Origin of the sequence: Amycolatopsis acidicola (genome assembly GCF_007713735.2) — a bacterium.
In the GTDB taxonomy this organism is placed as follows: domain Bacteria; phylum Actinomycetota; class Actinomycetes; order Mycobacteriales; family Pseudonocardiaceae; genus Amycolatopsis_E; species Amycolatopsis_E acidicola.
Window position 1 is genome coordinate 13,900 of record NZ_VMNW02000068.1, and the last position, 20,505, is coordinate 34,404.

General features: G+C 69.9%; 19 protein-coding genes. 10 read left to right on the forward strand and 9 right to left on the reverse strand.

All coding sequences use genetic code 11. From position 1 onward, the window contains the following. The first annotated feature begins 28 nt into the window (after positions 1 to 28). The gene (locus tag FPZ12_RS32630) at positions 29 to 3,379 is read left to right on the forward strand and encodes an Ig-like domain-containing protein (protein ID WP_166462983.1); all 3,351 of its coding nucleotides are present in this window, start codon (positions 29 to 31) and stop codon (positions 3,377 to 3,379) included. Here FPZ12_RS32630 and FPZ12_RS32635 read toward each other — a convergent pair. Then, a complete protein-coding gene (locus FPZ12_RS32635) occupies positions 3,373 to 3,765 on the reverse strand; it encodes an ester cyclase (RefSeq protein WP_144757506.1) in 393 nt (130 codons plus the stop codon). The genes FPZ12_RS32630 and FPZ12_RS32635 overlap by 7 nt on opposite strands. 74 nt (positions 3,766 to 3,839) lie before the next feature. Here FPZ12_RS32635 and FPZ12_RS32640 point away from each other — a divergent pair, with 74 nt between their 5' ends. Together FPZ12_RS32640 and FPZ12_RS32645 are read left to right on the forward strand one after the other, a co-directional pair. Next, the gene (locus tag FPZ12_RS32640) at positions 3,840 to 4,661 is read left to right on the forward strand and encodes a sigma-70 family RNA polymerase sigma factor (RefSeq protein WP_243770150.1); all 822 of its coding nucleotides are present in this window, start codon (positions 3,840 to 3,842) and stop codon (positions 4,659 to 4,661) included. Between the two features lie 33 nt (positions 4,662 to 4,694). After that, on the forward strand, positions 4,695 to 5,168 hold the full coding sequence (locus FPZ12_RS32645) for a nuclear transport factor 2 family protein (RefSeq protein WP_208026099.1): 474 nt from the start codon (positions 4,695 to 4,697) through the stop codon (positions 5,166 to 5,168). 59 nt (positions 5,169 to 5,227) lie between these two features. Here the strand turns inward: FPZ12_RS32645 and FPZ12_RS32650 are convergent, their stop codons facing one another. Continuing rightward, positions 5,228 to 6,061: a phosphoribosylaminoimidazolesuccinocarboxamide synthase gene (locus FPZ12_RS32650; RefSeq protein ID WP_144757508.1), complete on the reverse strand. Its 834-nt coding sequence runs from the start codon at positions 6,059 to 6,061 to the stop codon at positions 5,228 to 5,230. A 94-nt stretch (positions 6,062 to 6,155) separates the two neighbouring features. Between FPZ12_RS32650 and FPZ12_RS32655 the strand changes: the two genes are divergently transcribed. From FPZ12_RS32655 to FPZ12_RS32665, 3 genes are all read left to right on the forward strand, one after another. Then, positions 6,156 to 7,115 carry a zinc-binding dehydrogenase gene (locus FPZ12_RS32655; protein ID WP_144757509.1) on the forward strand — a complete coding sequence of 320 codons (960 nt, stop codon included), beginning with the start codon at positions 6,156 to 6,158 and terminating at the stop codon, positions 7,113 to 7,115. After that, entirely contained in the window at positions 7,112 to 8,506 is a 1,395-nt protein-coding gene (locus tag FPZ12_RS32660; RefSeq protein WP_243770151.1) for an MDR family MFS transporter, read from the forward strand. Before FPZ12_RS32655 ends, FPZ12_RS32660 begins: the two co-directional genes overlap by 4 nt. Before the next feature lie 84 nt (positions 8,507 to 8,590). Beyond that, a complete protein-coding gene (locus FPZ12_RS32665) occupies positions 8,591 to 9,037 on the forward strand; it encodes a MarR family winged helix-turn-helix transcriptional regulator (protein WP_144757510.1) in 447 nt (148 codons plus the stop codon). A gap of 340 nt (positions 9,038 to 9,377) precedes the next feature. Here FPZ12_RS32665 and FPZ12_RS32670 read toward each other — a convergent pair whose 3' ends face one another. The 3 genes from FPZ12_RS32670 to FPZ12_RS32680 are packed head-to-tail and all read right to left on the reverse strand — an operon-like array spanning position 9,378 to position 12,893. Next, the gene (locus FPZ12_RS32670) at positions 9,378 to 11,054 is read right to left on the reverse strand and encodes an SDR family oxidoreductase (protein WP_150980590.1); all 1,677 of its coding nucleotides are present in this window, start codon (positions 11,052 to 11,054) and stop codon (positions 9,378 to 9,380) included. 10 nt (positions 11,055 to 11,064) lie between these two features. Next, entirely contained in the window at positions 11,065 to 12,039 is a 975-nt protein-coding gene (locus tag FPZ12_RS32675; protein WP_144756549.1) for a PDR/VanB family oxidoreductase, read from the reverse strand. Then, positions 12,036 to 12,893, reverse strand: a complete 858-nt coding sequence (locus FPZ12_RS32680; RefSeq protein WP_144756547.1) for a metal-dependent hydrolase — start codon at positions 12,891 to 12,893, stop codon at positions 12,036 to 12,038. Before FPZ12_RS32680 ends, FPZ12_RS32675 begins: the two co-directional genes overlap by 4 nt. 187 nt (positions 12,894 to 13,080) lie before the next feature. On the opposite strand from FPZ12_RS32680, the gene FPZ12_RS32685 reads away from it, so the two are divergent. After that, positions 13,081 to 13,932 (forward strand): SAM-dependent methyltransferase, encoded by an 852-nt coding sequence (locus FPZ12_RS32685; RefSeq protein ID WP_144756544.1) that lies wholly within the window; start codon positions 13,081 to 13,083, stop codon positions 13,930 to 13,932. On the opposite strand, the gene FPZ12_RS32690 is transcribed toward FPZ12_RS32685, so the two are convergent. Next, the gene (locus FPZ12_RS32690; protein ID WP_144756542.1) at positions 13,922 to 14,698 is read right to left on the reverse strand and encodes an alpha/beta fold hydrolase; all 777 of its coding nucleotides are present in this window, start codon (positions 14,696 to 14,698) and stop codon (positions 13,922 to 13,924) included. The genes FPZ12_RS32685 and FPZ12_RS32690 overlap by 11 nt on opposite strands. A gap of 72 nt (positions 14,699 to 14,770) precedes the next feature. On the opposite strand from FPZ12_RS32690, the gene FPZ12_RS32695 reads away from it, so the two are divergent. After that, positions 14,771 to 16,072: an aminotransferase-like domain-containing protein gene (locus tag FPZ12_RS32695; protein ID WP_144756540.1), complete on the forward strand. Its 1,302-nt coding sequence runs from the start codon at positions 14,771 to 14,773 to the stop codon at positions 16,070 to 16,072. 43 nt (positions 16,073 to 16,115) lie between these two features. Beyond that, positions 16,116 to 17,132 carry an ABC-2 transporter permease gene (locus tag FPZ12_RS32700; RefSeq protein WP_144756538.1) on the forward strand — a complete coding sequence of 339 codons (1,017 nt, stop codon included), beginning with the start codon at positions 16,116 to 16,118 and terminating at the stop codon, positions 17,130 to 17,132. A gap of 3 nt (positions 17,133 to 17,135) precedes the next feature. On the opposite strand, the gene FPZ12_RS32705 is transcribed toward FPZ12_RS32700, so the two are convergent. After that, a complete protein-coding gene (locus tag FPZ12_RS32705) occupies positions 17,136 to 18,638 on the reverse strand; it encodes an alpha/beta hydrolase (protein ID WP_144756536.1) in 1,503 nt (500 codons plus the stop codon). A 92-nt stretch (positions 18,639 to 18,730) separates the two neighbouring features. Between FPZ12_RS32705 and FPZ12_RS32710 the strand changes: the two genes are divergently transcribed. After that, positions 18,731 to 19,393, forward strand: a complete 663-nt coding sequence (locus tag FPZ12_RS32710; protein WP_144756534.1) for a rhomboid family intramembrane serine protease — start codon at positions 18,731 to 18,733, stop codon at positions 19,391 to 19,393. On the opposite strand, the gene FPZ12_RS32715 is transcribed toward FPZ12_RS32710, so the two are convergent. Beyond that, positions 19,371 to 19,991, reverse strand: a complete 621-nt coding sequence (locus tag FPZ12_RS32715) for a class F sortase (protein ID WP_144756532.1) — start codon at positions 19,989 to 19,991, stop codon at positions 19,371 to 19,373. The two genes, FPZ12_RS32710 and FPZ12_RS32715, sit on opposite strands and share 23 nt — an antisense overlap. Then, positions 19,988 to 20,476, reverse strand: coding sequence for a calcium-binding protein (locus tag FPZ12_RS32720; protein WP_144756530.1), 489 nt, complete (start codon positions 20,474 to 20,476; stop codon positions 19,988 to 19,990). Before FPZ12_RS32720 ends, FPZ12_RS32715 begins: the two co-directional genes overlap by 4 nt. Positions 20,477 to 20,505 lie beyond the last annotated feature (29 nt).

Consider the following 20,505-nt stretch of genomic DNA (forward strand, 5'->3'; position numbering starts at 1 on the left):
ACGAAAGATCGGACGGGGTGACGCGACTGTGCGCGTCGCAACGGCGCAATTGGAGGCGCAGTTGTTCATCCGGTCTCGTTATGCTGCCCGAATACTGTTACTGGGGGTAGTTGCAGCTCTGACCGCCTGGCTGGCCGCTCCGGCCGTCGCCGACGACGTGACCGCGGGGAACACCACCCTGCGGACCGGCTGGGACGACAACGAGCCGGGCCTCGTGCCGTCGCAGGTCAGCGCCACCGACTTCGGCCAGCTGTTCTCGTCCTCGGTGGACGGTCAGGTCTACGCCCAGCCCGTCGTGGCGAACGGCGTTGTCGTCGTCGGCACCGAGAACAACCAGGTCTACGGCCTGGACGCGGTGACGGGCGCGCAGAAGTGGCACACGAACTTCGGGCCGGCGTGGCCCGCGTCCACGGTGAACTGCGGTGACCTCGTGCCGAACATCGGCATCACCTCGACCCCCGTGTACGACCCCGCGAGCGGTACCGTCTACCTGACCTCGAAGGTCAACGACGGCGCCGACGCGCAGCACCCGCACTGGTACCTGCACGCGCTGGACGCCAAGACCGGCGTCGAGCGCACCGGGTTCCCGACCACGATCAAGGGTGCCCCGACGAACAACCCGAACGTCCCGTTCAACCCGATGACCGCCATGCAGCGGCCGGGACTGCTGTTGCTGAACGGGGTCGTCTACGCCGGGTTCGCGAGCCACTGCGACTACACCCCGTACGTCGGCTACGTCGTCGGCGTCAACGCGTCCACAGGGGTCCAGACCACCATGTGGGCAACCGAAGCCGGGGTCTCCGACGAAGGCGGCATCTGGCAGGCGGGCTCCGGGCTGGTCTCCGATGGGGACGGACGGATCATCTTCGCCACCGGCAACGGCGTCGCCCCGGCACCGGGCGACGGCGAGAACCCGCCGGCCACGCTCGGCGAGTCCGTCGTGCGGCTGTCCGTGAACGCCGACGGATCCCTTACCCCGCAAAGCTTCTTCAGCCCGCACGACAACACCAAACTGAACCAGGACGACGCCGACCTCGGCTCCGGCGGGCCGATCGCGCTGCCGTCGAACTTCGGCACCGCCGCGCATCCGCACCTCGTCGTCGAGGTCGGCAAGGACGGCCGGATCTACCTGCTCGACGCCGATCACCTCGGCGGGGCCGGGCAGGGCGCGAACGGCGGGGACGACGTGGTCGGGATGACCGGGCCGTTCCAGGGAGTCTGGGGCAGGCCCGGGTTCTGGGGCGGCGACGGCGGTTATGTCTACGTCGTCGGCAACAACGGCCCGTTGCGCGCGCTGAAGTACTCCTCGTCCGGCCCGTCGCTGACCTCGGTCGGCACCACGGCGGACAACTTCGGCTACACCTCGGGTTCGCCCGTTGTCACGTCCACCGGCACCACCTCGGGTTCCGCGCTGGTGTGGGTGGTCTACAGCACGGGCCCCGGCGGGCAGAACGCGCAGCTGCGCGCATACGACCCGGTGCCCGTCAACGGGGTCATGAAGCTGCGCTACTCGGCGCCGATCGGCACCGCGGTCAAGTTCTCCGTGCCCGCCACCGACAACGGCCGCGTGTACGTCGGCACCCGTGACGGCAAGGTGTTCGGGTTCGGCAGGCCGACGACGGCGGTGCTCACCACGAAGCCGTACGACTTCGGCTCGACCGCGGTCGGCAGCACGGAGAACGCCACGGTCACCGTCACCGCGAACACGAACCTGACGGTCAACAGCGTCACCGCCGACGCGCCCTTCGGCGCCTCGGTGACCACCCCGGTCACGCTGACCAAGGGCCAGACGCTGAACGTGCCGATCTCTTACACGCCAACGACTTGGGGTGGTTCGACGGGCAGCCTGACGTTCAATACGAGCGCCGGGTCGACAGCGATGGACCTCCACGGCCAGGGCACCCAGCCGGGCCTCGGCGCGACGCCGTCGACGCTTGACTTCGGACAGGTGCGCACCGGTGCCGCCAAGGAACTGGGCGTGAACATCCAGAACACCGGCACCACGGCCGAAACGATCACCAGCGTCACGGCGCCGGACGGCTCGTACAGCGCGATGAACCTGCCCGCGTCCGGGACCGTGCTGCAGGCGGGTGCCTCGACGACGGTCACGGTGACCTACACGCCGGAGAACGGCACGGACACCGGCACCACCCAGAACTCGCAGCTGGTCGTGAACAGTGACCAGGGCTCGGTGACGGTGCCGATCACGGGCGTCGCGCTCACCGGAAAGGCCCAGCTGACGCTCGAGCCTTCGGTGCTGGACTTCCACACCGTCCCGGTCGGCCAGTCGGCGACGATGTCGTTCACGGTGTCCAACACCGGCACCATCCCGATGCAGATCACCAAGGCGAAGGCGCCGGCGGGCGTGTTCTCGGTGGCCAGCGCCGACCAGCTGCCGGAGGGCCTGCCGATCTCGCCGGGAGCCGAGGTCACGGTGAAGGTGACGTTCACGCCGACCGACGCCAACCCGGCCACGTCGGCCTACGAGATCACCGCCGACGACGGCAGCACCGCGCAAACCGTTACCCTGCAAGGAAATACCGACCCGATCACCGACTACTACAACAAGCTCGGCGGTGCTCGCGGCTCGTACCTGAGCGACCCGGTTTCGGCGGAGTACGACACCGCGGGCGGCGGCAAGGCGCAGGACTTCCGCGGTGGCACCATTTACTGGTCCGCCGCGACCGGCGCGCACGCGGTGGTCGGCGACATCCTGGCGCGCTACAAGGCGTTGGGCGGTCCGGCGAGCGGGCTCGGCTACCCGATCACCGACGAGCTCGGAACGCCGGACGGTGTCGGCCGCTACAACCACTTCTCGCGGGCGGACGGCGCGTCGATCTACTGGACGCCGAACACCGGGGCGCACGCCATCCAGGGTGCGATCCGCGCGAAGTGGGCGTCGTTCGGCTGGGAGACCGGGCCGCAGGGCTACCCGATCACCGACGAGCTGACCACGCCGGACGGCGTCGGGAAGTACAACCACTTCTCGCGCGCCGACGGGGCGTCGATCTACTGGGCGCCGAACAGCGGTGGGGCTTGGTCGATCCAGGGCCAGATCCGCGATCGGTGGGCCGCGACCGGCTGGGAGGCCGGGCCGCTGGGCTACCCGACCACGGATGAGCTGACCACGCCGGACGGGGTCGGGCGGTACAACCACTTCACCAAGTCCGGTTCGATCTACTGGACCCCGTCGACCGGTCCGGCCGCGATCTACGGCCTGATCCGGAACAAGTGGGCGTCGCTGGGCTGGGAACGCAGCAGGCTGGGCTACCCGACGACCGACGAGTTCGGGATCAACGGCGGCCGCCAGAACAACTTCCAGCACGGCTGGATCACGTTCTGGTACGACACCGGTGCCGTCCTGGATTCGTATTACTGATCGAGCTGACCGCGGAGACCGGCGATGTCGATGACCGGCCACAGCTCGGCGATCCGGTCTCCGCGGAATGCGAAGAACACGTTGGCCCGCAACGCGATCGTGCGGCCGGTCGGGGCGATGCCGAGGAACTCCCCGGTGTGGGTGGCGTGCATCGTCCACCTGATCGCGGCCTTCTCGCCCTGCACCAGCACGTCCTCGACGTCGAAGCGCAGGTCCGGGAAGGCCGGGCGCAGGAATGCGTCGACGGCCGTCACGGCCTCCGGGCCGTGGCGGTCCTCGGGTCCGTGCAGGACGACGTCCGGGGTCAGCAGCTCCTCCGCGAGCTCCAGCTTCCGCCGGTTCAGCATGTCGTCGTAGAACCGGTGCACGAGTTCGAGTTTTTCCACGTGTCTCACCCTCTAGTCTGGTCTTGTCCGGTGCTTGCTCGCTCACCAGTGGAGACCGGACAAGGGTGGGTGCTGTGACAACTTTCGAGGACGAACGTGGCCGGTTGTTCGGCCTGGCGTACCGGCTGCTCGGGTCGGCGGTGGACGCGGAGGACGTCCTGCAGGACGCCTTCCTGCGCTGGCACGCGGCGAAGGGCGTCCGGCAGGCGGGGCCGTGGCTGACGAAGACGGTCACGAACCTGTGTCTCAACAGGCTTTCGTCGGCGTGGGCGCGGCGGGTGCGGCCGGAGGAGGAGCTGCCGGAGCCGGTGCTGACGGCGGCCGACCCGCTGGAGACCGTCGCCTTGCGCGAGTCGGTTTCGCTGGCGCTGCTGGCTGTCCTGCAGCGGCTGACCCCGGCCGAGCGGGCGGTGTTCGTGCTACGGGAGGCTTTCGGGTACGAGTATCCCGAGGTCGCCGGGCTGCTCGAGGTCTCCGAGGCCAACGCGCGGCAGCTGCACAGCCGGGCGAAGCGGCGGGTGGCGGTGGACGAGAACCGTTTCGCCGCAACGGATTCCGCTCACCTCGCGGAGAGCTTCCTCGCCGCGGCGCGATCCGGTGACCTTGGTGCGCTGGAAAAGCTGCTGACCGAAGACGTGCGCACGTGGATGGACGCGGGCCCCGGCCGCCGCCGGCGCACGAGCGGGCGCGGCGACGTCCCGGTGGAGGTGCTCGCCCGGTTCGTGACCGAGCACCGCGTGGCGGAGGTCAACGGCACCACCGCGTTGCTGTTCCTGAACGACGGCAAGCTGCTGGGCGTCACCACCGTGCTGGCGCGCGACGGGCGGATAGCGGCGCTGTACACGGTGGCGGACCCGGCCAAACTCGCCTACGCGCAACGGCAACTCGCGAGTTGACCTCTAGTAAGGTCGAGGTTGCACGCTCGGCACATGACCGAAAACGACCGCATGGCGCGGCAGCTTCAGCACCTCACCGACCGAGCCGAGATCACCGACCTGCTGGACCGTTTCCTGCGCTCACTGGACGTGGGCGTCTTCGATGACGCGTGGGGCCTCGCCTTCTTCGCGGAGGATGCGAGAGCCGACATGCCCATCGGCGCCATCCAGGGCCGCGAGGCCGTGGTGGCGAGCATCCGGGAGGGGATGGCCCGGTTCGACCGCACCGTGCACATGGGCGGGAACGCCGTCCTCGAGATCGACGGCGACCGCGCCACGGCACACCATCCCCAGCTGAGCACGCACATCCTCGCGGACGACTCCGAGACGCTGTTCATCTCGGCGGGCCACGCGGAGACCGAACTGGTCCGAACCCCGGACGGCTGGCGGATCTCGGCGTCGGCGCTGCGGATCGTGTGGACTCAGGGCAGGCCGCCGATCGTCCCGGCGGACTCGGGCGCCGCCTGAGCGGCTACGCGGTGGGGCTGCCACGGCTCAGGCAACAGTCATCGAGAGGCGCCCCCGAGCTACTTGCCCCAGGCCTCCCCGGTGATGCGCTCGTACGCCTCCAGGTAGCGCTGCCGCGTGGCGGCCACGATCTCCGCCGGCACCTCGGGGCCGGGAGGGGTCTTGTCCCAGTCCGTGCTCGACGCCCATTCGCGCACGAACTGCTTGTCGAACGAACGCTGCGGGTGGCCCGGCTCCCATTCGTCGGCTGGCCAGAAGCGCGAGGAGTCCGAGGTGAGCACCTCGTCGCCGAGGGTCAGCACACCGTCGGCGTCCCAGCCGAACTCGAGTTTGGTGTCGGCGGCGATGATCCCGCGGCTCGCCGCGTGCTCGGCGCCGCGCCGGTAGACCTCCAGCGTCAGCTCGCGCAGCCGCTCGGCCGTCTCGCGACCTTCCTGCGCCACCACGTCGTCGAAGGTGATGAACTCGTCGTGCCCCTCGTCGGCCTTCGTGGTGGGGGTGAAGATCGGCTCGGGCAGTTTGCTGCCCTCCACCAGCCCCGGCGGCAGCTGCACGCCGGAAACAGTGCCCCGTTTCTGGTACTCCTTGAGCCCCATCCCGACCAGGTACCCGCGCGCGATGCACTCGACCTGCACCATCTGCAGCGGTTTGCAGCGCACCGCGCGCCCGGCGAACTCGGCCGGCACGTCGGTGTAGGAGAGCACGTGGTTGGGCACCACGTCGGCGAGATGCCGGAACCACCACGCGGAAAGCTGGGTCAGCAGCGCGCCCTTGTCCGGGATCGGTGTGGGCAAGACCACGTCGTAGACCGAGATCCGGTCCGAGGCCACGAGCAGGATGTCGGTTCCGTCGCGGTACAGGTCACGGACCTTGCCGGTGTAGATGTGCTCCATCCGCTCATCGTAAACGTACCGGGTCGGCGGGCCTTGACCTCAACCTTACTAGAGGTTTCATCCTGGTTCCCACACAAGATCAGGAGGACGATCGATGCGGGCGATCCAGGTATCCGAGTTCGGCGGCCCGGGGGTGCTGGCCGCGGCCGAGCTCCCGGCGCCGGAAGCCGGCGCGGGACAGGTGGTGGTCGGGGTCGCGGTGGCGGCCATCGACTTCGTGCAGACGCAGCTCCGCCGCGGGTACACCCCGGGGCCACCGTTGCCGGAATTGCCTTACGTGCCAGGGGGAACGGTCGCGGGCGAGGTGCGTGCGCTCGGCGAGGGCGTGGACGGACGGTGGCTGGGGCGCCGGGTGGTGGCGCGCACCGCGACCGCGTTCGGTGGCTACGCGGAACAGGCGGTGTCCGATGTGGACGGTCTCGTCGAGGTGCCGGACGGGCTCGGGCTCGCCGAGGCCGCGGCGCTGCACGACGACGGGAGCACGGCGATCGGGCTCCTGAACGGGGTGGCCGTGCGGCCGGGGGAATGGGTGCTGGTGGAGGCGGCGGCCGGGGGTGTGGGCAGCCTGCTCGTCCAGCTCGCCATCGCGGCAGGCGCGCAGGTGATCGGTGCCGCGCGCGGGGAGCGGAAGCTGGCGCTGATCCGCGAGCTGGGCGCGAAAGGCGCGGTGGACTACAGCGAACCGGACTGGACCGAACAGGTGCGCGCGCTCATCGGCGGCGGGCCGGATGTGGTGTTCGACGGGGTGGGCGGCGAGATCGGCCGGGCCGCGCTGGAGATCACCGCGCCCGGCGGCCGGTTCTCGGTGCACGGCGCGTCGAGCGGCACGCCCACGATGGGCTCGGGGCCGGACGGGGTGACCGTGCTCGGAATCGAGCAGCTGTTCTCGTTCGCTGCCACCGCACGCGCCCGCGTGGAACAGGCGCTGGCCGAGGCCGCGGCCGGACGCTTGCGGCCGGTGATCGGCCAGACCCTCCCGCTCGCGCGGGCCGCCGAAGCGCACGCGGCGATCGAAGCTCGTGCGGTGACCGGGAAGACGTTGCTGCTGACATGACCAGAATCCCTTGGCCCATCTGGCGAATCTCGCTGGTGATCGTGTTCGGCGCGTTCGTCAGCATGCTCGACACCTCGCTCGTCAACGTCGGCCTCGACGCGATCGGCACGGATCTGCACGCCTCGCTCGCGCAGGTGCAGTGGGTGGCCAGCGCCTACCTGATCGCGCTGGCGGTCTCGCTGCCGTTGTGCGGTTGGCTCGGCCGGAAGGTCGGGGTCGGGCGGCTCTGGCTGGCGGCCTTCGCGGCTTTCACCGTGGCGTCCGGACTGTGCGCGCTCGCCGGTGACGTCGGCTGGCTCGTCGCGCTGCGAGTCGTACAGGGCGCTGCCGCCGGGCTGCTCGTGCCGGCGGGGCAGACGATCCTCGGGCAGGCGGTCGGGCCGCAGCGGCTGGGCCGGGTGATGAGCATCCTCGGCATCGCGGTGAGCAGCGGGCCCGCGATCGGCCCGTCGGTCGGCGGGGTGCTGCTGAACTCCTTGTCGTGGCAATGGTTGTTCCTGATCAACCTGCCGATCGGCGTCATCGGGATCGCGCTGGGACTGCGGTACGTCCCGCGCGGGGAACGGGCCGAGGTGCCGCGGCTGGACTGGACCGGGTTCGCGCTCATCGGGCTGGGACTGCCGATGTTCGTCTACGCCGTCACGAGGTGGGGCGAGCGCGCCACACTGGCCGACGCGTCGGTGCTCGTCCCGCTGGTGCTCGGAATCGCGGGGCTGGTGGCGTTCGGGCTGCGCCGCCGGGAACACCCGTTGCTGGATCTGCGCTTGTTCCGTGACCCGGTGTACGCGGCGGCGAGTACGTCGTCGGCGTTCATCGGCGCGGCCATGTTCGGCGCGATGCTGTTGTTCCCGCTGTACTTCCAGATCCTGCGCGGCGCGGACGTGGTCACCACGGGGCTGTCGCTGATTTCCCTCGGCGTGGGGACGATGATCGTGCTGCCGCTTTCCGGCTGGCTGACCGACAAGTACGGCGGCGGGATCGTCGCGCTGTGCGGGAACGTACTCAGCGTCGTCACCACGTTGCCGTTCGCGTTCCTCGGCGCGGGCACCAGTGCGGTGACGCTGCAGATCCTGTTGTTCCTGCGTGGTCTGGCGCTCGCGTTGTCCGCGGTTCCCGCGGGCACAACGGCTTTCGCGGCGGTGCGGCGCGAGCAGTTGCCGGACGCCACGACGCAGGTCAACATCCTGCAACGGGTGGGCGGCGCCGTCGGCGGGGCGCTGTTCGCGGTGGTGCTGGCGCAGCACCTGCCGGGCGGGGCCGAGCACGCTTTCCAGCTCGCCTTCTGGTGGGTGACCGGGGCGTCGGTGGTCGCGGTCGGCTGGACGATCTGGCTGTTCCTCGCCCAGCGCGCGGCGAAGGCCGAACGTCCACTGGCGACTGTCGCGACCTGAGCCCGGCGGTGGGATTCGCCCCCGGCTCGGGTTTGCGCCGGAAAGCCCTTACGCGGGCGCTCGATCCGGATATTCTCGTCGGCGATGTCCTTGTCCGAACAACAGCTACACGGGTGGACCGGCTTTCTCGGCGCCCACACGCTCGTGGAACGCGCGCTGGAACGGTATCTGCACGAGGTCGCCGGGATTTCCCACGCCGAGTACGAGATCCTGGCGCGGCTCGGCCGCGCGCCGCACGGCCGGATGCGGATGGGCGCGCTCGCGGCGGCGTTGTTTTCCCCGGGCAGCAGGCTGAACTACCGCATCACCAGGCTCGCCGGGGTCGGCCTCGTCCGCCGCGAACAGCATCCGACCGACCGCCGCGGCCTGTACGCGGTGCTCACCGAGACCGGCCGAGAGCTCCTGGAGCGCGTTTCCCCCGGCTACCAGGAAACGGTGCGCGACACCGTACTCGGCGTCCTCAGCGAAGACGAATTCGCCGAACTCGGTGCCCTGAGCCAGAAACTGTTCCGCGGCTTGAGCGAGGCGTGACCGCATCTTGGCCGCCCACGCGGGTGTGTTGGCCGCTCGCGTTCGTGTGTTGGCTGCTCGCGTGGGTGTGTTGGCTCGCCGGGTTCGCGTGTTGGCCGCCCGCGTGGGTGTGTTGGCTCGCCGGGTTCGCGTGTTGGCCGGGCCCGCCGGTCGAGCGCCGCGCACAGCCAACGCGCCGCCGCGCACGGGAGGGGCAAACTCCCTCGCGGGAGGGGCCAACTCGCGCGCGGGAGGGGCCAACTCGCGCGCGGGAGGGGCCAACTCGCGCGCGGGAGGGGCCAACTCGCGCGCGGGAGGGGCCAACACACGCGCGGGAGGGGCCAACATGGCGGCGTGACCGTCAGGCGAAGCGGACGGCGGCGCGCAGCGCGGCGGGCGAAAGCCGCGAAAGGAGCAGGCCCGCCTTGGCTTCCGGGGTGACAGGGACGGTCGCCTTGTCACGTTCCACGGCACGCACGATCTCCGCGGCCACCTTCTCCGGCCCGAAGTTCCGCCGCTGGTAGGCCTTCGCCGCGCTCGCCTGCTTGCGGGCCTGCTCGTCCGCCGACACCCCGGAGAACGTGGTCGTGCGCGTGATGTTCGTGTTGACCAGGCCCGGGCAGATCGTGGACACCCCGATGCCGCGGCCGGAAACCTCCGCGCGCAGGCAGTCCGAGAGCATCAGCACGGCGGCCTTGCTCGTCGAGTACGCGGCCAGCGATTTCATCGGCAGGTACGCGGCGGCGGACGCGACGTTGACGATGTGGCCGCCTTCGCCGCGCTCGGCCAGCAGTTCGCCGAAGACCTGGCAGCCGTGGATCACACCCCACAGGTTCACGTCGAGCACCCGCTGCCATTCCTCGTGCGTCGTGGACAGGAACGAGCCGGCGTGCCCGATGCCCGCGTTGTTCACGACGATGTCCGGCACCCCGTGCTGGGCCACCACGTCGTCGGCGAACTTCCGCATGGCGGCTTCGTCGGAGACGTCGACCTGGTAGGCGTGCCCGCCGGTCTCGCGTGCGGCCGCCTCGTCGAGGTCGCAGACCACCACCTCGTCGCCCCGCTTCGCGAAGGCGCGCGCCGTTTCCCGGCCGATGCCGCTCCCCGCGCCTGTGACGACGACGAGCTTCTTGCCCGTCACCTGCCGTGGCGCGGGCTTCCCCGCACTGACGTGGTCGATCAGCTCGGTGGCCATCCGCGCGACCGCGCCGCCGTCCCGCAGCAACGCCGACCAGTGCCCGGCGTGCAACCGGCGCCGCCACAGGTTGGGCACCCACCGCTGGAGGCCCTCGGACAGCGCGGGCGAAACGTAGTGGTCGCCGGTCAGCATCAGCACCTGCACGGGGATCCGCGTGCCGCGCTGGCGGGGCTTGCTCAGGCGCTCACGGAAATTGGCGCGGTACAAAGAAACCCCGCGTGCGGCGTCCCCGGCCAGTGTGTCCGCCGGGTGGTCCGGACGCCGCGGCACGCCTTCGAGCTTCTCCAGCAGCACGGGCCAGCGCTGCGCGATCGCGAGGCGCCACAACAACTGCGGCAGCACGGGCACGTGGAAAGCCAGGATGTACCAGGAATGCAGCTGCTGGGTGAGGGCCTGCTTGACGTGTCGCGGCGTCGGGCGGCTCCAGCGTTCCCGCATCCAGTACGCGACGTGGTCGAGGCAGGGCCCGGACATCGAGGTGTACGAGGCGATCCGCTTCTCCGCACCCGGTTCGGTGACCGCCTCCCAAGCCTGGATGGAGCCCCAGTCGTGCGCGATCAGGTGCACCGGTTCGTCCGGGCTGACCGCGTCCGCCACCGCGAAGAGGTCCGCGCGCAGGTTCTCCAGCCGGTACGCCGCCGTACCCCTTGGCGCGCTGGACTTCCCGGCCCCGCGCACGTCGTAGCGCACGACGTGGAACCGCTCGGCCAGCACCGCGGCGACGTCGTCCCACACCGTGTGGGTGTCGGGATATCCGTGCACCAGCAACACGGTCGGTGCGTCACTCGGGCCTTCCTCGTACACCGCGAGCCGGACGTCGCCCGATTCCACAATCCTCATCAGCAGCCTCCTAGAGATCGAGCGTAATCCGGCCGGTGCCCCGGGACACACAGATCAACATCGAATCCTCGGTATGGCCGAACGTCGCGCCGCCGCGATGATCGACCTCCCCGGCCAGCACGCGCACCCGGCAGGTCCCGCAGAACCCCTGCCGGCACGAGTACGCCACGCCGGGCAGCCGTTCCTGCACGACCGAAAGCGCGGAGGCGTCCGCCGGCACCGGGAGCACGTCGCCGGTGCGCGCGAGTTCGACCTCGAACGGCCTGCCGTCCACGACCGGCGGCGGCGCGAACCGCTCGAAGTGCAGCGGGCCATGGTGCGTGCGGCGCACGGCTTCGAGCAGCGGCGCCGGGCCGCAGAGGTATACCGAACCGTCGAACCCGTCGAGCAGCTCCGCCGCGTCCGGGACGCCGTGTTCGTCGTCGGTGCGGATCCGCACGCGGTCTTCGGGGAGTTCGTCCAGGAACGGCAGCGAATCGCGCGACCGTCCACAGTAGATCAGCCGCCAGTCCCCGCGGGCCGCCTTGACCATCGGGAGGATGGGGGTGATGCCGATGCCGCCCGCGATGAACAACGAGCGATCCGCTGGTGCGTAAGGAAAAGCGTTACGCGGACCACGAACGGTGAGCTCGTCGCCCTCGGTCAGCGCGTGCAGCTCGGCCGATCCCGCACCGATGCGGCGCACCGCGATCCGATACGAGAACCGGTCGGCCGGATCACCACACAGCGAGTACTGACGGCGTCTTCCCGAAGGCAGGTGCACATCGAGGTGCGAGCCAGGCCGCCAGGTCGGCAGGGGCGAGCCGTTGGCCAGCCGCAGGCTCACCACGTCCTCGGCCTCGCGGCGTACGCGCTCGACGCGCAGCCGCAGGTCGCGGTTGACCGCGCGCACCCGCACGTCGCGCGATCTGCTGATGATCCAGCGGTGGTAGTGCTCGGCGGCGCGGGCGAGCCGGCGCAGCCCGGGGCTCGGCGGGACGATCATCCAGCCGCCCGTGCGGCGGGCGACGCGGCCAGGTATGCGACGGCCTGGTCGGTCGAGCCGTACCGCGACGGATGGTACGACGGGCGCAGGTAGGTGAAGAACGCCTTGGCGACGCTGAGCGGTCCCGGCATCAAACCCTTGCGGGAGCGGCGGAACCAGTCACGCAACCGGGGTTTCGCGTCCGTCTCCTTGTCGATCGCGAGCAGGAACTTCAGCCCGCGGATCCACCAGAAGAACAGCGCGGGATAGGCGAGCAGATGCGTGCGCACGCGCCGGGCGTAGCCGCCGTCGAGGTGGGTGAACAGGTCGAACGCGACGCTGCGGTGCTCGACTTCTTCCGCGCCGTGCCAGCGGAAGAGGTCGAGCATCGTCGGGTCGATGCCGTAGTCGTCGAGCGCGCGGGCGTTGAGCAGCCAGTCCCCGAGGAACGACGTGACGTGCTCGATCGCCGCGACGAGCGCGACACGTTCGAGCAGCCAGCGCCGCTCCGCCCTGCCGGTCAGCGCGCGGTCGCCGAGCAGGCCCTCGAAGAACCAGGACAGCTGGCGCGTGAACGGCCCGGTGTCGAAGCCGTCGCGGTCGAAATGCTCCAGCACGCTTTGGTGCGAGGTCGAATGCATCGCCTCCTGCCCGATGAACCCGGTGACCGCCTCGTGCAGCCGGTCGTCGCGGATCAGCGGCAGCGCCTGGCGGAACACCTTGACGAACCAGATCTCGCCCTCGGGCAGGAGCATGTTCATGACGTTGGCCCAGTGGGTCAGGAACGGGTCGCTGCCGAACCAGTGCGGTGGCAGCCCCTGCCAGTCCCAATGCACGTCCCGTGCCTTGAGCACGAGGTCCTCGTCGACGCTCATGGATCCTCACCGGGTCCGGGAATACCTGCTACCTGACGGTAACTGTGACCTGAAGTAACAGTCAAGCCGAGACGAGTGGGGCGGGGCACTCTTGTTTCGCACGGCTAAGCTGACAAGGTCTCGTGACACCGAGCGGGGCTTGGTAACCTGCTCAAGGTTGAACGCTGACTAACAAGGGGGTCACGGGGTGAACTGGACACAGCACTCCGCTTCGGCCCCCGAGGGCGTGGATCTGGATCATCCCAACGCGGCGCGCGTCTACGACTACTTTCTCGGCGGCACGGCGAACTGGGCGATCGATCGGGTTCTCGGGGACAAACTGGCCGAAATGGTCCCGATCATCCGCGCCGGCGCCAGAGTGAACCGCGAGTTCCTCGGCCGGGTGGTGCGCAACTGCCTCGAGAACGGGATCACCCAGTTCCTCGACCTCGGCTCCGGTGTCCCCACGGTCGGCAACGTGCACGAGGTCGCCGACGAGATGGACCCGGACAGCCGCTGCGTCTACGTCGACTGCGAAGCGGTCGCCGTCGCGCACGCGCGCGTGTTGCTGGAGCGCCACGGCGACGAGGAGCGTCACGCGGTGCTGCACGCGGACCTGCGCGACGTGCGCCAGGTGTGGAAGGCCGCGATGAAGATCGGCGTGCTCGACCCCACCAAGCCGGTCGGCCTGCTCATGGTGTCCGTACTGCATTTCCTCGACCCGCAGGACCAGGTCGCGGAGGTCGTGCGCCAGTACCGCGACCTGCTGCCCTCCGGTTCCCGGATGGCCATCTCGCACTGCACGCTCGACTCCGTGCAGCCCGACGACCTGGCCCAGTTCCAGGCGGCGGTCGATCTCTACCACGCTTCGGGCAACCCGGCGTACCCGCAGGACAGGCCGGTCATCCGGGAGTACTTCGGGGATTTCGACCTCGTGGAGCCGGGTCTGGTGTGGCTGCCGGAATGGCATCTCGACGCGGGCCCGTCCCAGCAGACCAGGAAGATGGCGAAGAACCCGTCCAGCTGCTGCTTCGTCGGCGGGATCGGCGTCAAGCCCTGAGCCAGGCGTCGACGGCGGAGTTGAACTCGGCCGGGCGTTCGAGGTTCGGCAGGTGCGCGGCGCCGTCGATCACCGCGAGCGTGGAGCCGGGGATCGTCGCGTGCAGGAGTTCGGCGTCGGCGATCGGGGTGTATTCGTCCTTGCTGCCCACCACGATCAGCGTCGGCACGCGCGCTTTCGCCAGCGAATCCACGTAGTCCGGCCGTTCCGCGCGCCCGCGCAGCGCGGCGGCGGCGCCCTCCGGTGAGGTCGCGCGCATCATGCGGAGCACGTGCTCGTCCACCGCGGGATTGCCCGGAGCGACCATTCTGTGCAGCACTTCGGTGGCGTAGGGGCCGAGCCCTTCTCGGAGCAATCGCTCCGCCATCTCGGTGCGATTCCGGCGCCCCTCCGGCGTTTCCGCGACGGGTGAGGTGTCGGCCAGCAGCAGGCCGCGCACCCGCTCCGGGAACAGCCGGTGGAACTCCATCACGATCTGCCCGCCCATCGACAGCCCGCCGAGATGGAACCGCGGGACGCCGAGTTCGTCCAGTAGTGCCGCGAGGTCGCACGCAAACGTTTCCAGCAGAGTTTTTCCCGGTACCACCGTGGTTTCGCCGTAACCGAGGAGATCGGCGGCGATGACCCGGTGAGCGCGGGAGAAGTGCTCGATCTGCGGCCGCCACATCGTGCGGTCGAAGGGGTGGCCGTGCACGAGGACCAGCGGCTCGCCACTGCCATGGTCGGTGAGGCCGACGGTGATTTCGCCGAGGGGGACAACGCTCATCGTTTCAAGCTAAGCTCGCCGCAGGCGCAGTGCAATAAAAACAATGCTCTCGGTGCAATCGAGGAGAACGCGATGGACGACTACCGCGCGATCGCGGACGCGCTGGCCGACGACGTCCGAAGTGGACAGTTGCGGCCCGGCGACCGGCTGCCGCCGCAACGCCGTTTCGCCCGCGAGCGCGGCATCGCGAACTCCACCGCCGCCAGGGTGTACGCGGAGCTGGTCCGGCGCGGGCTCGCGGTCGGGGAGACCGGTCGCGGCACGTTCATCCGGGCCGGCGCGCCCCGGCCCGAGCCGGCGCTGGCCGAGCCAGCGCGGGGGATCGACCTGGAGCTGAATTTCCCGGTGCTGCCGGAGAAATCCCAGCTGGTCGCGGACACACTGGCGCCTCTGCTGAGGTCCGACGCGCTCACTTCCGTGCTGCGCCCGGTGGTGGACCAGAACGCCACGCGCGAGATCGCCGCGAAACACCTGTCGCGGGGCGGCTGGAGCCCGGACCCGCGGGAGCTGGTGCTCACGGGCAACGGCAGGCAGGCGATCGCCGCCGCCATCGCCGCGCTCGTCCCGGCCGGGGAGCGCCTCGGCGTCGAGGAGCTGACTTATCCCGTGGTGAAAGGGATCGCAGCGCGGCTGGGGGTCACGCTGGTGCCACTCGCGATGGACTCCGACGGCGTGCTCCCGGCTGCGATCGCCGACGCCGCTCGGCTGCGCGCGGTGTATTTGCAGCCTTCGCTGCACAACCCGCTGGGCGTCACGATGTCGCGGCGGCGGCGGGCGGAGATCGTGGAAACCGTTGCCGCCCAAGGTAGTTACCTGATCGACGACGGGATCAACGGCTTCCTCGCCGACGACCTCGCGCCGCTGGCTTCGGAGCGCACGCTGGTGCTGGACAGCCTGTCGAAGCGGCTGGCGCCCGGGCTGACGCTGGGCTTCGTCGCGGCGCCGCCCGCGTTGACGGCGCAGGTTGCAACTGCTGTCCGGTCGGGCGGCTGGGCGCCCGCGCATTTCGCTGTCGAGGCGGCGACAAGGCTGATGTCCACCGGCGCGCTCGCCGAGATCGAAGCCGCGAAACGCCAGGATGCCAAGGCGCGCCAGGAAATCGTGCGCGCCCGGTTGGCGGTGCGCTCGGATCCGCGTTCGTACCATTGCTGGTGGGAGTTGCCTGAGCCGTGGCGTGCGGAGACTTTCGTCGCGGCGGCGGCTCGGCGTGGTATCGCGGTGACGCCCGCGGCCGCGTTCGCGGTCGGGTCCGGGCGGGCGCCGAGCGCTGTCCGGCTGGCGTTGGCGTCGCCGCCGGTGGAGGTGTTGGCGGGGGCGCTTGACGTGCTGGCCGGGCTGGCGCGGTCTTCGCCGGAGGACGCCGGGGTCGAGTGAATTCGGCGCGCGCGGCGGAGGAGCCCGTCCTACTGTCGGACCCATGAGCACCGAGGAACGCCTCCGCGACGCGATCTCACCGCGCACCGTGCTGCTCGTGTTCGGTGTCCTGCTGCTGCAGCTGGGTTTCATCCTTTCGTATGTCGGGGCCTTCCACAGTCCGTCGCCGCATGGCATCAAGCTCGCCGTCGTCGGTCCACAAGCGACGGTCGAACAGCTGAACGAGATCTCTGGCTCGCCTGTGAAAGCCTCCGTCGCCGCCAGCGAGGACGAGGCCCGGCAGCGCATCATGGACCGCGACGCCGCCGCCGGATTCGTGCTCGATCCGAGCGGTACCAAGGACACCGTGCTGGTCGCGTCCGCGGGCGGGCCCGCACTGGCGACCGCTGTGCAGGAGGTGTTGACGAAGGTCGACGCCACCCAGGGGCGAACCGTGGACGTCGTCGACATCGCCGCCCCGCAGGTAGGTGACGGGCGTGCGCTGACCGGCTTCTACGCGGTGATCGGCTGGCTCGTCGGCGGGTATCTCGCCGCGGCGGCGCTGGGCATCGCGAAGGGCTCGAGGCCCGCGACGCTCCGCCGCACCGTCGTCCGGCTCGGCGCGATGGTGCCCTACGCGATCGTGTCCGGGCTCGGCGGCGCGCTGATCCTCGACCAGTGGCTGGGCGCGCTGGACGGGAAGTTCCTGCAGCTGTGGTGGGTCGGCGCGCTGCTGACGTTCACCGCCGCCACCGTGACGATGGCGCTGCAGGTGCTGTTCGGGGTGATCGGCGTCGGCGTCACGGTGCTGATCTTCGTGATCCTCGGCAACCCGAGCGCCGGTGGCGCCTACCAGTCCGAGCTGCTGCCCGGTTTCTGGCGCGCCATCGGCGGCGCGCTGCCGAACGGCGCCGGCGTGGAGGCGCTGCGGAACTTCACCTACTTCGACGGGCACGCGACGCTGCGCCCGCTGCTGGTGATCGCGATCTGGGCGGTGGCCGGGCTGGCCATCACCCTGATCGCGTCCGCCTTGCGCCTCCACTACCGCCTCGACGACCACGTGTTCAAAAACGAGACCTGACGATCAAGTGCCGGTCGGCACCGGCTGTGGCAGCGGATCGCAGGTGACGTCCGCGCGGTTACCCGGTTTGCGCGCCGGCAGGGCGCCGGTCAGCAGGTAGTCCGCGATCTTGTCGTCCACGCAAGCGTTTCCGCGCGGGGTGATCGCGTGGCTGGTGCCGCCGGGTTCGCCGATCAGCACCGCCCCGGGGAAACGTTTGCGCACCTCCAGGCTGCCCTCGTACGGCGTGGCCGCGTCGAGCGTTTCGTCGATCATCAGCACGCTGTCCACGCCACGGCCGTCGACGTTCACGGGTTTGCCCGCCTTCGCCGGCCAGTACACGCACGGAGCGTTGTACCAGGCGTTCAGCCAGGTGAAGTACGGCGCCTGCGTGAAGGTGCGCCAGTTGTCCGCGCGCCACTTGTTCCAGTTCGTCGGCCACTGCACGTCCGTGCACTGCACCGCGAGGTACACCGCGTAACCGTTGTCGTCGCCGTACCCGCCGAAGGCCTCGAACAGCGACTTCATCGTCTGCCAGTCACCCTGGTTGACGAACTTCGCGAACGCGTCGCCGAGCGTGGGCCAGCGCAGCTGGTAGTACCCCGCCTGGAGGAACACGTCGAGCCATTCGTCGGGCCCGATCACGCCGCCCGCCGGCTGCGCGGTGATCTTCGCGAGCTGCTCGTCGAACACCCGTTGCACCGCCTCGGCCGTGGTGCCGAGGTGGTACACCGAGTCGTACTTCGCCACCCAGCCGAACCAGATGCCGAGGTTGCGGTCGAAACCGAGGTCCTGGTTCAGGTTCGCCTGGTAGAAGACGTTCCGCGGGTCCACCGTGCTGTCCAGCACCATCCGCCGCACCCGGTGCGGGAACAGCGTCCCGTACACCTGGCCCAGGTAGGTGCCGTAGGAGTAGCCGTAGAAGTTCACCTGCTGCGCCCCGAGCGCGGCGCGGATGGAATCCATGTCCCGCACCGTGTCCACCGTCTTCATGTGCTGCAGCAGATCGGGATCGTTGTTCTTGGCGCAGTCCTGCGCGTAATTCCGCGAGCGCTGCAGCCAGGTCTGCTCCAGCTGCGGCGTCAGGGGCAGGTAGTTCGGCCGGTTGTAGTCGGCGTACGTCGGGTCGCACGAAAGCGCCGGCTTGCTCGTACCCACGCCGCGCGGGTCGAAACCGATCCAGTCGTAGGCGTCGCCCGCGTGGTTCGGCAGTTTGCCGCCGCGCGCCGCGAGGTACAGCCCCGAGCCGCCGGGGCCGCCCGGGTTCGTGAGCATGACGCCCTGGTACTGCGCATCGGGGACCTTGTGCCGGATCCGGCCGACGGCGAGCTGGATCTTCTTGCCGGACGGGTGGTCGTAGTCCAGTGGCACGGTGAGGTAGCCGCATTCCCCGCCGGCGGCGACGAGGGTGGGGTCCGTGCACGGGCCCCACGTGATCGGCTCGGCCGCCACTGCGGTGGCGGGGAGCGCGGTCGCGATCGAAGCCGCGGCGCATACTGCCGCGGCCAGCGCTGCGAGACGTTTCACGCAGGCGAACACTAGCCTCGCTTCGAGTTGTCCACACCCGTCGGAAGTAGGAATTTCCGTTACGCTGAACGGAAAACGGGAAGGGGTACCGGATGAACGACACCCGCCCGCTGCCCGGTGGGGACGCCGAGGCCCTGCTCGCGGAGGCGCGTAAGGCCTTGTGGGTGATGGTCGGCTTCCTCGCCGTGCTGTGGGTGGTGCAGATCGTCAACGCGGCCACCGGGTACCGGCTCGCGATGGCCTACGGTATCCGGCCGCGGGACCTCGGCTCGCTGCCGGAGATCTTCACCGCCCCGTTCCTGCACTTCAGCTGGTCGCACATCGAGGGGAACTCGGGGCCGTTCTTCATCTTCGGCTTCCTCGCCGCCTACCGCGGGGTGCGCAAGTTCCTCGGCGTGACCGCGCTGATCTTCGTCGCCAGCGGGCTCGGCGCGTGGTTCACCGCCGGCACCGGCACGGTCGGGGCCGGTGCCAGCGGGATCGTGTTCGGCTATTTCGGGTACATCATCGTGCGCGGGCTGTTCGACCGGCGGCCGATCGATCTCGTGATCGGACTGGTGATGGCGTTGTGCTTCGCCTACCAGTTCTCGCTGCTGATCCCGGCAGGCGAGGGCATCGGCTGGCAGGCGCACCTGTTCGGTTTCGTCGCCGGGGTGGTCGGCGGGTGGCTCTTCCGGGAGCGCCGGCCCAAACCACAGGTCGAGGCCGGGCCGACCACCACCCTGCTGCCCCCTACGCCCGATAAGCCTGCGTGAGCTTCGCGTACGCCACGATGTTGTCCTCGTAGTTCCGCGTCGCCCGGTCGTAGGCGCCGCCGCAGGTGATCATCCGCAGCTCGGGCCCCGCGGTGTCGCCGTAGACCTCGTCGGTGGGGAACGCGGTCTTCGAGTATTCGGCGACGCGGTAGACCGTGAAAACGGCGGTGATCCCGTCCGCGCGGTGCACGATCGCGGTGTCCCCGGATTTCACGTCCTTCAACCGGGAGAACGGGCCGTCCACGTGGTTGTAGTTCACGTGCGCGGCGAGTACCGCGGGCCCGGTCTGGCCTGGCGCGGGGCCGCCGGTGAACCAGCCGGTGGTCCGCGCGTCCTTCGGCACCTCGAGCGCGCCGTCACCGGTCAGTCCCAGGTCGACGATCGGCCCGGTGCTGACGTCGATCGCCGGAACCTCCAAAGTGTCCGGACGCGACTGGGGCAGCGGCCCGTCGACCGTGGCGGGCGCGGCGCTCGTGGTCGTGCCCGGGGTGGTGATCACCGTCGGCGCGGTGGACGTGCGCGGCTGACCGCCGCAGGCGGTGAGGGTGGCGCCGATGGCCGCGACCGCGAGCCACCGGCGCCAGCGGAGCCCGGTCATCGATTCGCGCGCCGCCGCACCACGACGGTGGTCACCGCGCCACCACCCAGCACCAGCGCGCCGAGCGCGATCGCGGCGCCGTTGCCGGAGTCGCCGCCGTCACCGCCGCCGGTGTCCACCCCGCCGACCGGCTTGACCTGCACCTGCGCGCTGGTCGACTTCTTGGTGGTGCTGCTGGGTTTCTGCGTGGTGGTCTTCGTGGTGGCCGGCGCCTCGGTGGTGACCGGCGCTTCGGTCGTCGTAGTGGTCTGGCCGCCGCTCGGCCGGTGGGGAAGGCTTTCGCAGGCGATGCCGTCGTTGTCGTCGCCGTCCAGGCCATTCGGGTCGGAGGGATCCTGGTCGTAAACGGCCTGCGCGTCTTCCTGGTATTGGAAGTCGCGGCAGTCGAGATCGGCCGATGGTGCCGCGAAAACGACGGGAGCCGAGCCCAGCATGGCGATACCGGCCACTGCGACGGTACCGAGCACACGGCTGATCATGCGCATGAGGAAGTCCTTTTCCGGGTGATCAAAGA

Excerpts from the sequence above, each read along its gene's own strand:
- FPZ12_RS32680 (WP_144756547.1), bottom strand. The coding sequence starts at position 12,893 with ATGAGCGTCGACGAGGACCTCGTGCTCAAGGCACGGGACGTGCATTGG.
- FPZ12_RS32695 (WP_144756540.1), top strand. The coding sequence starts at position 14,771 with ATGGACGACTACCGCGCGATCGCGGACGCGCTGGCCGACGACGTCCGA.
- FPZ12_RS32665 (WP_144757510.1), top strand. The coding sequence starts at position 8,591 with ATGTCCTTGTCCGAACAACAGCTACACGGGTGGACCGGCTTTCTCGGC.
- FPZ12_RS32720 (WP_144756530.1), bottom strand. The coding sequence starts at position 20,476 with ATGCGCATGATCAGCCGTGTGCTCGGTACCGTCGCAGTGGCCGGTATC.
- FPZ12_RS32650 (WP_144757508.1), bottom strand. The coding sequence starts at position 6,061 with ATGGAGCACATCTACACCGGCAAGGTCCGTGACCTGTACCGCGACGGA.
- FPZ12_RS32645 (WP_208026099.1), top strand. The coding sequence starts at position 4,695 with ATGACCGAAAACGACCGCATGGCGCGGCAGCTTCAGCACCTCACCGAC.
- FPZ12_RS32675 (WP_144756549.1), bottom strand. The coding sequence starts at position 12,039 with ATGATCGTCCCGCCGAGCCCCGGGCTGCGCCGGCTCGCCCGCGCCGCC.
- FPZ12_RS32670 (WP_150980590.1), bottom strand. The coding sequence starts at position 11,054 with ATGAGGATTGTGGAATCGGGCGACGTCCGGCTCGCGGTGTACGAGGAA.
- FPZ12_RS32715 (WP_144756532.1), bottom strand. The coding sequence starts at position 19,991 with ATGACCGGGCTCCGCTGGCGCCGGTGGCTCGCGGTCGCGGCCATCGGC.
- FPZ12_RS32710 (WP_144756534.1), top strand. The coding sequence starts at position 18,731 with ATGAACGACACCCGCCCGCTGCCCGGTGGGGACGCCGAGGCCCTGCTC.
- FPZ12_RS32690 (WP_144756542.1), bottom strand. The coding sequence starts at position 14,698 with ATGAGCGTTGTCCCCCTCGGCGAAATCACCGTCGGCCTCACCGACCAT.
- FPZ12_RS32700 (WP_144756538.1), top strand. The coding sequence starts at position 16,116 with ATGAGCACCGAGGAACGCCTCCGCGACGCGATCTCACCGCGCACCGTG.
- FPZ12_RS32655 (WP_144757509.1), top strand. The coding sequence starts at position 6,156 with ATGCGGGCGATCCAGGTATCCGAGTTCGGCGGCCCGGGGGTGCTGGCC.
- FPZ12_RS32660 (WP_243770151.1), top strand. The coding sequence starts at position 7,112 with ATGACCAGAATCCCTTGGCCCATCTGGCGAATCTCGCTGGTGATCGTG.